The sequence below is a fragment of the Paraburkholderia sp. GV068 genome, assembly GCF_003058125.1.
Lineage (GTDB): Bacteria > Pseudomonadota > Gammaproteobacteria > Burkholderiales > Burkholderiaceae > Paraburkholderia > Paraburkholderia graminis.
In genome coordinates, this window is the sequence record NZ_QBUB01000011.1 from 87,577 (window position 1) to 99,922 (window position 12,346).

The 12,346-nt window shown below is 66.8% G+C and carries 9 protein-coding genes; 6 read left to right on the plus strand and 3 right to left on the minus strand.

Features of this window, described 5'->3' with window-relative positions; genetic code table 11:
* The first annotated feature begins 8 nt into the window (after positions 1–8).
* From C8K18_RS21875 to C8K18_RS21885, 3 genes are all read left to right on the plus strand, one after another.
* Entirely contained in the window at positions 9–3,611 is a 3,603-nt protein-coding gene (locus tag C8K18_RS21875) for an autotransporter (protein WP_107709772.1), read from the plus strand.
* 684 nt (positions 3,612–4,295) lie between these two features.
* A complete protein-coding gene (locus C8K18_RS33765; RefSeq protein ID WP_258196179.1) occupies positions 4,296–4,976 on the plus strand; it encodes a hypothetical protein in 681 nt (226 codons plus the stop codon).
* Positions 4,977–5,351: 375 nt separating this feature from the next.
* Positions 5,352–6,314 (plus strand): alpha/beta hydrolase, encoded by a 963-nt coding sequence (locus C8K18_RS21885; RefSeq protein WP_044020114.1) that lies wholly within the window; start codon positions 5,352–5,354, stop codon positions 6,312–6,314.
* Here C8K18_RS21885 and C8K18_RS21890 read toward each other — a convergent pair.
* A complete protein-coding gene (locus tag C8K18_RS21890; RefSeq protein WP_006047103.1) occupies positions 6,294–6,788 on the minus strand; it encodes a lytic transglycosylase domain-containing protein in 495 nt (164 codons plus the stop codon). The genes C8K18_RS21885 and C8K18_RS21890 overlap by 21 nt on opposite strands.
* 291 nt (positions 6,789–7,079) lie before the next feature.
* On the opposite strand from C8K18_RS21890, the gene C8K18_RS21895 reads away from it, so the two are divergent.
* The 3 genes from C8K18_RS21895 to C8K18_RS21905 all read left to right on the plus strand — a co-directional run bounded on the left by C8K18_RS21895 (position 7,080) and on the right by C8K18_RS21905 (position 10,369).
* Positions 7,080–8,081 (plus strand): sulfonate ABC transporter substrate-binding protein, encoded by a 1,002-nt coding sequence (locus C8K18_RS21895; RefSeq protein WP_006047102.1) that lies wholly within the window; start codon positions 7,080–7,082, stop codon positions 8,079–8,081.
* Positions 8,082–8,288: 207 nt separating this feature from the next.
* Positions 8,289–9,695 carry a selenium-binding protein SBP56-related protein gene (locus C8K18_RS21900; RefSeq protein ID WP_006047101.1) on the plus strand — a complete coding sequence of 469 codons (1,407 nt, stop codon included), beginning with the start codon at positions 8,289–8,291 and terminating at the stop codon, positions 9,693–9,695.
* Positions 9,692–10,369: a hypothetical protein gene (locus tag C8K18_RS21905; RefSeq protein WP_006047100.1), complete on the plus strand. Its 678-nt coding sequence runs from the start codon at positions 9,692–9,694 to the stop codon at positions 10,367–10,369. Before C8K18_RS21900 ends, C8K18_RS21905 begins: the two co-directional genes overlap by 4 nt.
* Positions 10,370–10,495: 126 nt before the next feature.
* Here C8K18_RS21905 and C8K18_RS21910 read toward each other — a convergent pair whose 3' ends face one another.
* Both C8K18_RS21910 and C8K18_RS21915 read right to left on the minus strand, forming a co-directional pair.
* Positions 10,496–10,729 carry a DUF2795 domain-containing protein gene (locus C8K18_RS21910; RefSeq protein WP_006047099.1) on the minus strand — a complete coding sequence of 78 codons (234 nt, stop codon included), beginning with the start codon at positions 10,727–10,729 and terminating at the stop codon, positions 10,496–10,498.
* Positions 10,730–10,792: 63 nt separating this feature from the next.
* On the minus strand, positions 10,793–12,058 hold the full coding sequence (locus C8K18_RS21915) for an aldose epimerase family protein (RefSeq protein WP_107709776.1): 1,266 nt from the start codon (positions 12,056–12,058) through the stop codon (positions 10,793–10,795).
* Positions 12,059–12,346 lie beyond the last annotated feature (288 nt).

Below are 12,346 nucleotides of genomic sequence, written 5' to 3' on the forward strand. Positions count from 1 at the left end.
GCGTCGACATGTTCCGCTATCGCCCGCTCGATGTTTCGTCCGCTGACAGCCTGATCGAAAACGCGCCTGCCGCGGCGCAAGCGGAGGTCGCGGCGGCGCTCCCGCCGACGCCGACGCGGCGGCGCATGCCTGAGTGGTTGCGCGGGGCGCTTGCGCGGCCCGCGCGGGTCGTCGGCGCGCGCCGCGTCGAATTGAGCACCGCGCTGTTTCAGCACAGCACGCAGGGCAGCGCATCGGGGCCCGAGGATCACGCGCCTGGGGAGCGCCGCTTTCCGCCGATCACCACGGCGAGACATGCGCGGCGCGGGACCGATCCGTTGGCGGATATGGGACTGCTGGCCGCGGGTGCTGGTGGTGCTTTGGGTACGCGCGAGGGTGGCGCCGTCGCGCATGACATAGATGAAGCGGATCAGGCAGCGACGTCATCGCGGCAGATTCCGCTCGATGTCATCACGACGCGCGCCGGGCTCGTTGGGTATGTGCAGCGGCTATTTAACGACGGCTTCGAGCAGCCAGTCGATGCAGCGACCCTTGCTGATCGTTTGCATCGACTTTGCTCGGCTGAGGAGCGGGTCGGTGCTGCCTCGCTCTCCGCTTACGGGACGGCCAATGAAACCGTCAGCGGTATCGCAAACCACACCGCCAATGCGACCACCAGCGAGACCGCCAACGACATTGCGAACCGCGCCGCTAACAACACCAACAACAACAACGAAATCGCCAACGAAATCGCCAACGAGCTTGCGAACGACATCGCGAACAATACCGCCGACCACGCCACCGATCTCAACGACATGCAAGCGGCGCTGCGGGGCGCACTGTTAGCCGACGCGCTCGCCCAAGCGGGCGCGGCCGATTGCCGATCCGCGCATCTGATGATCGAGCGCATCGGCATGCTCGACTTCGCGGCACCGCATCTGCGGCGTTCGGCGAGCGACGCCGAGCGCGACGCATGGCGCGCGGCGCACGTGCTCGCGCGCTCCAGCGAGGGCCGCGCGATACTCACCGCGCTGCGCAGCGCGACGCTCAATCCCTACGACGACGACCTCCATTGCTTCGGCGTCGAAGCGTTGTTGACGAGCGCTAATGCACTCAAGCCGATCCACGCAGACGATTCGACCGCAACCGACGATCCCGCGCCCGGCGCACTCGCGGCCCGCATAAGCACGATCGGCGAAAATCCGCGAGCCGCGGCTGCGCCCACAACGAATAGTGCTGGCGCCACGACGCTGGCCGCACGCGCATTCGATGCCGCATCGACCCTGCTGACCCACGGGCGCGACGCATTGACCGCCGATCAGCGAGGCGCGCTGTTCGCGTGGCGTCAGTCGTTCCGTGACGACGCGCGCCACAGCGAGTTGTCGCAAACGAAGCAGCGCCTCGCGCGCTTCACAGAAAACACGATTCCGCGCGTCGGCGAAAAACGTTGGAAGACGTTGCTGCCGCGCATGTTCCGCGGTCGGCACGGTTCACCACTTTCCGCGCTGCGTCTCGGCACTCAGGGCGTGCCGCGCCAAACCATCGCCGCCGAAGAGGCGAAGGTCCGCAAGCACTTGCAGGCGGCGCTGCCGCAGTTGCTAGAAAGCCCGGCGATGGATCCGCGAGCGGCGCTCGCTCATGCACGGCCCGAGGCGTCGCTCGCGGAACTCGCGGCGCTAAGCGTCTGGCTGGAGCGCGGCGGCTTTCCGCCCGGCCGTCTCGATGACGACACGCTGCGCGCGATCGCGCAGCGCGCTCACGCGATGTGCGAGGAAGCGACGCAGCCGGTGCAGGCTGGCGCGAATTCATCCACATCGGCTTCAGCAGCCCACGCCCCGGTGCCGCGCCGCCTCCGCGCCAGCCTCCGCCGAACCACCGCCACCTGGCTCACAATGCCGCCGCAGCAGTTCGCGAAAACGCGGCCGTTCCGCTTGATCGCGAAGCGCCCGTTCACCGTTGAACGCCTTGCGGTGTGGGGCAAGGTGGCGGGCCTGCCCGACGACGCGCCGTTCTGGCACACCGTGAACGAGTTGCGCGCGGCCACGCAGCTTGCGCCGGACATGCGCGCCGCGAACAATGTCGACGATGTGCGCGAGACGCTGGTCGACGTGGCCGCGAATCTGCAATCCGGGCAGCGTCTGCGCCTCACCGACGGCGGGCGGCAAGGCATCAGCACGCGCGGCCTGAACATCACCGTGGAAACCGTTCTGCGCGGACACGGCATGCCGATTTCGCCGCGCCTCGATCTGCGCGCGTCGCGCACCCGCGAGGCGGTGATCGACATCAGCCGCTCGACGCATGGCGCGGCGCTCTTCATCGGCACAGCGAAGTCGAGCATGCGGCACGTCGGCGCGGGGCTGCTGGTCGGCTATGACGTGAGCACCGCGTTGACGGCGCTGCGCGCGGGACTCGTCGCGAACGCCACGCTGCATGCGCGCGAACTCAGCGAGCCGCGCGGCGTGACGCTGCGCGTCGCGCGGCGGTTGCTGCCCGACGGCAGCGGCTACGACGACGCGTCGCTGCGCGCGAAGCTGGCCGGCATCGTCGAGCATCTGTTCGACGAATCGGCCAGCGCGCACGACGACGGGCCCGAAGGCGTCTGGAACCGCCTCGCGTCGCGCTACTGGGACGACGCGGACGTGTCCACCAGTTGGACCGATGCTCACACGCTCAACCGCCGGCGCGGCGTCACGCTCGACGCGAACGCGACGGCCAGGGTCGCGAGCTTCGGCCGCGACACCGTCGTCGATCCGGGAAGCGGCGAACGCACGCGTCCGTTGTCGGTGCGAACCGGGCCGTCGGCGGGCGGCGGCTGGCAGCGCTCGCGTCAGAGCGCGGAAGTGGTCGAGCGCAGCGGCCGCGTGCAGGTCGAAGAGCATCGTGTCGGCATCGGCAGCCATTGGCAGTTGCGTGGCGGCATCGCGCCGGGCTTTTCTCATCCGCTCGATGGCGAGGGCCGGCACACGGTGGGCCTCTTTTCTATCGACGCGCCCGCCGCGACGATGACCCTGCGCGAGCGCAACCGTTCCGCGAAGCTGCTGCTCGTGCGCGAGGATGGCCGGCTCAATCATCGCGGCTCGATTCTCGACATCGAGTATCTGGACGCGCGGACCTACACGCGCGCCGTCGATGACGCGCGCGGCGAGCTCGTCGCGCTCTTTGCCGCCGAGGCTCTCGCGCGCCGCGAGCGCAACGAGGCGCTCGGCAAGAGGGGGCATGCGAGTCATGTGCGTTACGAACCTTCGCCGGACGCGCAGGCGGCGGAGCGCATCGACGAGCATCTGGCGAGCGTGCGCAAGAACCAGCGGCCGAATTTGACATATGTGCAGCGCTATCGATTGCGGCGGCAGGCCGCATTGCGGCTCGACGCGAATCACGCGGCGCTCGCGCAGGCGGGCGGCGACGCTCGGCTTCAGACGCGCATCGCCGCGGCTAACGCGACGATCCTGGACGACCCCGCTTCGTGGATGGCCATCGAGCTGAAAGTGAAGGAGCGCAATGCGAGCGCGCGCAGCTTCGGCCCCAACGCCGTGCTGCAACTGACGACAAGGACCGGCGCTGTGGGCGATCGGGAGATTGTGACGGAGGGTGTGCCGTTTGAGGTGCTGGAGGCGTTGGATCGGCGAGGGTGAGCGAGAGCACGGTGGTGAAGGTGCTGCAAGCGTTGATCGCTGAGTGCGGTCGCGGGCGCGACGTTCCAGACCTTGCAAGCGTGGGATTGATGAGTTCGCCGAGGACGCGACGTCCAGGACGCTGACCGCGTTGGATCGCTGAGCGCGATCCCGCTTCGCGTGTGCGATGGAGGGTTCGCATCGGCGGATATAAGTCCTTCGCAGGAAGACGACAATCCGCTGATTGAGCCGTTCCGCGGCACAGGAGGAATCATGTCGACTCCCGTTGGCGGCAACCCGCCATTCTCCGATCCGCGCATCGGCAACGGTCAGTATGGTCCGCAAGGGCCTGACGATGCACATTCGCCAGCAGGTCCGCACGCGCCAGGCGGCGCTCGGGCCCGGCCGGGCTCGAACTCGCCTATCGATGGTCTTCCGCACGCGGCAAGCGGTACGTCCGGGGACGGTGCGCGAAGGGTGCAATGGGGCGCGAGCGGGGGTGGTGGTGCTGCAAGCGTCAGTGGTGCCGGTGTTGGTAACGCCGGCGCCGCTGGCCCCTCTCCCGGCGCTTTCGGCGGGCCGAGTTCCGCCGCTGCCGGGCAGCCTCACCCTCCGTATCCGCCGCATCCACCGCACCCGCCGCACGCCCCGAATTACCAGCCGCCCGCGCAAGGTCTTACCCAGCCGTGGCAAGGCAGGTCCAGCATGAAGGGTTGGGCCGTGGTCGCGGGGCTGATGACGATACCCTCGGTGCTGTCGCTCGGAATGATGGGCGGCGGCATGTCGTTCGGCGCGATGAGCGCGCTGTTCGGACTGAGTTCGATCGCGGAGATGGGCGTGCTCGGCATGCTGCTGTTCCGCGGTAGCAGCGGCGCGGGACAATTCGGCGCGCGTTGGCGTCAATATGGGCAGCAGTCGGCGCCGTACGCGCAACCCTGGCAAGGAGGGCCGCAGGCGCCGTATTCAGGCGCGCCTGGTCAGCCGCCGTTTTCGCCACCGCCTTATGCGCGGCCGACGGGTTGGGGGACCTATGAGGCAGCGTACGGCTGGCCTTCGTCGGGTGCGCAGCCTTATTCATCGCAACCGATGAACCCCGCGCCGCAGTTTGGATGGGGGCAGCCGCCTCCTGGACATGCGCAGGGCTATCCGCCTGCGTCAGCGCAACCGCAAAGCTATCCGCCCACGGCGGCACAACCGCAAGGCTATGCACCCGCGTCGGCACAACCGCAAGGCTATCCACCCGCGCCCACCCAACCGCCGCCGAGCACTGGCTGGGCGCAGCAGCCGCATGGACATGGCGCCCCGCCACCTATGCGCCTGCCGTACCGGCCTCGGCCTGCGTTGCCGCCCGGTCCGAACGCAGGTGGAGATGACGTTACTGGTTGAGCGTTCTGGCCGCTAGGCAAGCGGGTGCCTGGCGACTCCCAAAGCGGGAGCGGCATCGAAATCGGCTTACGCATTGGCACTGTGGTCGGCTTGAGCATTCGCAGCGGCTTCAGCTTCTGCACTCATGCTTGCTTCTGCATCGGCATTCACATTGGCTCGGGCAGCGGCTTCAGCTTCCACTCCGGTATCGGCGTCCGGTTTCGGTTCGGCTTCGGCTTCGGCACCCGCTTAGCTTCCGGCTTCACTTCGCATCGCATCGGCATCGCCCCACTCCGCCCCCCCACTTCGCATCCCCACTTCCCCCTTCGCGCCTGCAAGCCATCTGCATGGACCGATTTCTACGCTCGATCAGGTCACCTCCGACCGGACGAAGCCATGTCGCTTGCCCCCAGCGTGCAGCAGTTCCTCGCGCGTCGCACGAGCGCCGGCGCGCAGACTCTCGACGCCCTCGAGCTGCGCACCGCGCGGCAGCGCTTCGATTACTACACGCCGCTCGGCGACGTGCCGCCGCGCGCGCTCGCGGCCGTCGAAGACCTGACGATCGAAACGCGCGACCACGCCCGGCTGGACGCGCGCGTCTACTATCCGGCGCCGCCGTGCTGGGCCGATCCGCAGCCCGCCTTGCTGTTCTTTCATTCGGGCGGCTATGTCGTCGGCAGCGTCGCGACCGCCGACGCGCTATGCCGCGCGCTCGCCGACGAAGCCGGCTGCGCGGTCGTCTCGGTCGGCTATCGGCTGGCGCCGGAATACCGCTTCCCGCATGCCGTCGACGATGCATTCGACGCCCTCCGCTGGCTGCATGCGAACGCGGCGTCGCTGGCCATCGACGGCACGCGGCTCGCCGTCGGCGGCGAAAGCTCCGGGGCCACGCTCGCGACCGTCTGCGCGGTCGGCGCGCGCGACAGCGGCATCCGTCTCGCGCTGCAACTGCTGGTTTATCCGGCGCTGTCGGCGGGAATGGAAACCGAAGCGCATCGTCAATTTGGCGACGGCTATTTTCTGTCGCTCGACATCATCCGCTGGATCCAGCGGCATTACCTCGCCACTGCGGATGACCGCCGCGACTGGCGCTTCGCGCCGCTCGACGGCGAGCGCGACGCCCCGCGCGACTGGAGCGGACTCGCGCCCGCATGGATCGTCTCGGCGGAATACGACCCGCTGCGCGATGAACACGCGCGCTACGTCGACAAACTGAAGCGCCACGGCAATGAAGCGAGCGTCGTCTATTACCCGGGCATGATCCACGGCTTTTTCTCGATGGGCGGCATGATTCCGGAGGCGTCGCTCGCGCATCGCGACGCGGCCCGCATGCTGCGCTCAGCGTTGGGCATCCCGTGAATCGGACACGCGCTCGATTCCCGCGCCACTATCTCGCCGCTCGGGCAGCACGTTCCAGCCACGCAGGATCGCCGCGATCTGCCGCGCGTAGCGGTCGCGCAATGCCGGCGTCGCCGAATGGTACGCGCCCACCGCCGCCCACGTATTGCCGTACCTGACGATCTGCCGCCGCAATTGCCACGCGGCGATGTAGATGTTCTTGCACGGCGTCATCAGTTCGTCGCGCGTGATGCCGTAGCGCGACAGCGTGCGCAAATGAATCGAGTTGATCTGCATGACGCCGTAATCGGTCGAGCCGTTCGCGTTCGCATGCGTCGCGCCAGGCTGGTTGCGCGACTCCTGCCACGCGATCGCGCGCAGAATCAGCGGATTGACATGCTGATAGGCGGCGGCATCGTCGAAACAGTTGGCCTGCGCGGGCGTTGCGGCGCTCGCCGCGCAGGCAATCGCGAGGCCGACGGCACACGCATGCACGCGCGATGCAGCATGCGCGCGCAGGGCTCGCGCATCGACGCGACGAGTCGGGCAGAAGGCGGAAAGCACTGACGTCACGATTAAAACGCGTCTGGTGAACCGGGGCTCTCATCATGCCCGGAGCACCGTGCGCCGCGTTCCGTTCGCGCGAACCCGCGCGCGGCGATGCGAAGCGCGCCGTCGCGTCTATTCCATTTGCGCTGATTTGCTTACGGCGAAAGATCGGTTCGTCAGGCTCGCGCCCGCGGGTACGATGGATCGGCCCATGCATCCCTAACTTTTTCGCCTGCCATGTCCACGACAACAAATCGAAACCACCGCCGCTCGTTCATCAAACTCTCCGTGGGCGCCGCCGCGGCAGCCGCATCGGTCGCCGTCTCGACACTGGTGTCGCCGCTCGCGTTTGCGCAGGCGCCGTCGCAAGCCGCGCCGCGCTCGCTGCGGATCGGCAATCAGAAGGGCTACCTCAATCTGCTCAAAGGCCGCGGCACGCTCGAAAAGCGGCTTGCGCCGCTGAATGTATCTGTGAGCTGGACGGAGTTTGCCGCTGGCCCCGTGCAACTCGAGGCGCTGAACGTCGGCTCGATTGATTTCGGCGATGTCGGCGAAGCGCCGCCCATCTTCGCGCAGGCCGCCGGCGCGCCGCTCGCCTATGTCGCGGCGACGGTGCCGCGGCCGCAATCCGAAGCCGTGCTGGTGCCGCCGGGCTCGTCGATCCGCTCGGTGGCGGATCTCAAGGGCAAGAAGATCGCGCTCAACCGGGGCAGCAACGTCCACTACTTTCTCGTCAAGCTGCTGCGTCAGCATGGCCTGCAATACTCCGACGTGAACGTGGCTTACCTCGCGCCCGCCGATGCGCGCGCCGCGTTCGAACGCGCCTCCATCGACGCATGGGTGATCTGGGACCCGTTCTTCGCCGCCGCGCAAAAGACGCTCGGCGCGCGCGTGGTGGCGGATGCGAGCGGCGTCGTCGGCAATCGCGGCTACTACTTCTCGTCGCAGAGCTATGTGGCGAAAAATCCCGACGTGATCCGGATCGTGATCGAGGAAATCGAGAAGGTCGACCAATGGGGCAGCCGCAACAAGGACCAGTTGTCGAGCGAACTGGCGCAGCTTTGGGGCTTGCCGAAACCGGTCGTGGATGCCGCCGTGGCGCGTCAGCAGTTCGGCACCGAGCGCATCACGCGCGCGATTCTCGGCGAACAGCAGCAGATCGCGGACGCGTTCCTCGACCTCGGCCTGATTCCGAAACACGTCGACGTGCTGAGGGCCGGACCGCCGAATCTGGCCTGAGCAGGAGCTTGCAGACACTGCGGCCAGCGCTTAAAAGCCGTGTCCCGGGATAGCTTCCTGTAAAGCCCGGCACAACTCCGGGTTGCTCTCGCGGCCGCGGTGGACTAAATCTAAAGCCGGGGCGCGCTCGGTGGATTCAGCGCGCACAGCGCAAGGCGGCGGTCCCACGTCGCGCCACGCCCCGAGCCAGACAGAGGAGATACCGTCATGGGCATGCGCCCCGATCCCACGTTCCACGCCTCGCCGCGTCTCGCGATGGATGCGCCCGCGGAAGAATACGCGTACACGCTGCTGCTCAGCCCCGATTTCTCGCAGCCGGACGCACTCGCGGTCATCGACGTGAAGCCCGGCTCGCCGACTTATAGCCAGGTGGTTCACACGGTGCCTGTGCCGAACAAGGGCGACGAATTCCATCATTTCGGCTGGAACGCGTGTTCGTCGGCGCTCTCGCCGCTCACCGGCCACGCGTTTCTCGAACGGCGCTATCTGATCATTCCGGGCATGCGCTCGTCGCGCATTTACATCGTCGATACGAAGCCGCATCCGACCGAGGCGAAGATTCACAAGATCATCGAGCCCGAGGAAATCTTCCGCAAGACCGGCTATTCGCGTCCGCACACGGTTCATTGCGGACCCGAAGGCATTTACGTGAGCACGCTCGGCGGCGCAGGGCCGGACGGCACCGACGGCCCTCCCGGCATCTTCATCATGGACTGCGAAACGTTCGAGGTGCTCGGCCGCTGGGAAATCGACCGTGGTCCGCAGCAAAAGCACTACGACTTCTGGTGGAATCTGCCGCGCGACTACATGGTGTCGAGCGAATGGGCGTTGCCGCCGCAGTTCGAAAACGGCATCGTGCCTGAGGACCTGCTCGCGAACAAATACGGCCACGCCGTGCACTTCTGGGACCTTCGCGCGCGGCGCAATGTGCAGACGATAGATCTCGGCGCGAATCACCAGATGGCGCTCGAAGTGCGGCCCGCGCACGACCCGAGCCGCGAATACGGCTTTATCGGCGTGGTGGTCGACACGACCAATCTCGAAGGCTCGATCTGGACCTGGTGGCGCGAAGGCGGACAGTTTCACATCGAGAAGACGGCGACCATTCCACCGGAGCCCGCCGACCCGGCATCGCTGCCGCCGCTGCTGCAAGGATTCGGCGCCGTGCCGCCGCTCGTCACGGACATCGATCTTTCCATCGACGATAAATTTCTTTACGTCGCCTGCTGGGGCACCGGCGAAATGCGCCAATACGACGTGACCGAGCCGCGCAAGCCGAAGCTCGCCGGCTCTGTGCATCTTGGCGGCATCGTGCGGCGCACGCCGCATCCGAACGGCGAGGCGTTCACGGGCGGCCCGCAGATGGTCGAGATCAGCCGGGACGGCAAGCGCGTCTACTGGACCAACTCGCTTTACTCGACGTGGGATAACCAGTTCTATCCGAACGGCGTGCCCGCCGCGCAGGTGATGGCGCATGCGGACCCGGCGGGCGGCCTCGCGCTCGCGGACGATTTCTGGGTCAGGTTCCCCGACGGCTACCGCGCGCATCAGATCCGTCTGGAAGGCGGCGACTGCTCGACGGATTCGTTCTGCTATCCGTCGGTGGGCGTTTGAGCGCAGGCTGGTCGCACGCGGGCCTGTGGCTCGCGGTCGTCGCAAGCGGTTGTTATCACGGCGCAAATCCGGCGATGGGATGGCCGCTCGCCGTATCGAGCGCATTGATGCAACGGAAAGCGTGCGCGCTTGTTAGCGCGCTGCTGTGGCTCGCGACCGGCCATGTGCTGGCGATCTTCCTGATGGTGATGCCGTTCGCGATGCTCGGCGCGCTGCTCGCGTGGCAGCGCGAAATCCAGGCGGGCGCGAGCGCGCTCGTGATCGGCTTCGGCGTCTTCCTGTTGCTGTGGCGGCGTCATCCGCGAGTGCTCGCGCGCATTGCGCCGTCGCGGCTCGCGCTGTGGTCGTTCGCAATCGCGCTCGCGCACGGCGCGGGACTGATGCTCGTGCCGATCTACCTGGGCCTGTGCAGCGCGAACGATCTCGACCGCGCGCACGAAGCCGCGCAGACGCTGATGCAGTCGCGGCTCGGCATGGCGCTCGTCGTGTCCGGCGTGCATGCTGCGGCGATGGTGCTCACGGGCGGCGCGATCGCGTGGCTCGTCTACCGTTATCTCGGGCTCAGGTTCGTGTCGCGAAGCTGGTTCAATCTCGACGCAATTTGGGCGTTCAGTTTTATTCTCGTCGGCACGCTTGCGCTCATGCTGAATGCGCGCGATTTTGCGTGGTCGTGAATGGATGGACCGCGCGCCGAAACGCGCGGCGCGGTCCATTCACGTTATCGCGCTACTACGCTGCTGCGAGCGCCGCATCACGACCGCAGGGACGCAGCGACGCATCATGGACGCAGCACAGCCGCCCTATTCCACGTTCGAAGCCTCCCGAACCACAGACGACACACTGTCGAAAGAGCGATCACCCATTCGTTTGAGCACGGCCAGAACTTCGCCGTCCGCGCCATTGCGCTGCGCAAGCTCGACCAGCTTGTCGCGGGTGGTCGGAAACTCCGCCCCTTCGAGCGCGCGTTCGATTTCCTCCATGCGCGGTTCGTCGGGATGGCGGTGGTTCTGCGAGCGAGCGGGATGCTGAGCCATATTCATCTCCTTGCCGGTGGAAAAGCCTGGTCTCAACGGTTTCGCATAATGTGTGCCGCGCGCTTATTTGCCCGCCGCGCCCTGGGTTCTGAAACGCCACTCGGTGACTCCGTGGAACGTCTCGCCGGGCCGCAGCACCGTCGACGGAAACGCCGGCTGGTTCGGCGAATCCGGAAAATGCTCGGCCTCGAGCGCGAACGCGTCGCCCTGCCGGTAGGTCTTGCCCGACGTGCCGACCACGCTGCCGTTCAGGCCGTTGGCGGTGTAGAACTGCAAGCCGGGCTGCGTCGTATAAAGCTCGAGCACGCGGCCGCTTGCCGGATCGGCGGCGCGCGCCGCAAAGCGCGGGAGCGCGTTTTCGCCGGACTTGTCCGCCGCGTTGCTTTCCTGCCGCGCCGCGTCAAGCACCCAGTTCTGATCGAAGCCGTGCGCGTAGACCAGTTGCCTGAACGACGAACGCAGCCGCTCGCCGATCCCGGTCGGCTTGCGCAAGTCCATCGGCGTGCCGGCCACGGTCGCGAGTTCGCCGGTCGGGATCGACGTCGAATCGGTCGGCGTGTAGCGCGACGCCGCGATCTGGATCGTCTGCCGCTCGATGCTGCCGCTGCCCTCGCCCGCCAGATTGAAATACGAGTGATTGGTGAGATTGACGACGGTCGGCTTGTCGGTGCTCGCGCGATAGTCGATGCGGAACACGTCGTCGTCCGTCAGCGTGTAGGTGACCCGCGTGGTGAGCGTGCCCGGAAACCCATTCTCGCCGTCGGGGCTCACGTAGCTCAGTTCGGCACTCGCGCCGTGCGGCGATTCGACCGGCTTCACGGTCCATATCTTCGCATCGAAACTCGACGGACCGCCGTGCAGCGTGTTCGGCGGATCGTTGACGGGCAGCGTCCACGTCTGGCCGTCGAGGGTAAAGCGTCCGTTCGCGATGCGGTTCGCATAGCGGCCGATCAGCGCGCCGAAATGGATGTTGCCGTTGAACTTCTCATAGTCGGCAAGACTCGCGAAGCCGAGCACGATGTTCGCCATGCGGCCATGACGGTCAGGCGTGCGAAGCTCGCTGATCACGCCGCCATAGCTCAGAAAGCTCACCGTCAAGCCGTGCGCGTTCGTGAGCGTGTAACGCGTGACGGGATGACCATCGGCGGTGACGCCATACGGCGCCTGCGTCAGCGAGCCCGCCACCGACACGCATGGCAGCGACGCGCACGACAGCGCCACGAGCGTCGCACCGACAAGTCTCGCCGTGCCCGCTTGCACGCGATTTTTCGCGCTGCGGGGCGCGCCTTCGCCGGATCGCGCGACGACATACGGTGCCTGCCAATTCATGCACGACTCCTGGAAGCAAATAGGCAGCGCCTTGCAAAGCGCATGCCTCGCGCGTGCGCCAGGCCTCTCGCGGGGCTTTAAACGGTCGCAGCATTATGTCTGCCAAATTTTCAACGGACGTAGAGCAAATACACGCCGCCCGCCGCTTGCAATAGCGGCGAGCGCTGTCACACGCGGTCGAATGCACCCGGCTGACATGCCGTGGAATGCGACTTGCATGCCGGTTGCCACTGACCGTCGCACGAACCCGCTGCCCGAACCTGTAACACGAACCCATTGCACAAACCC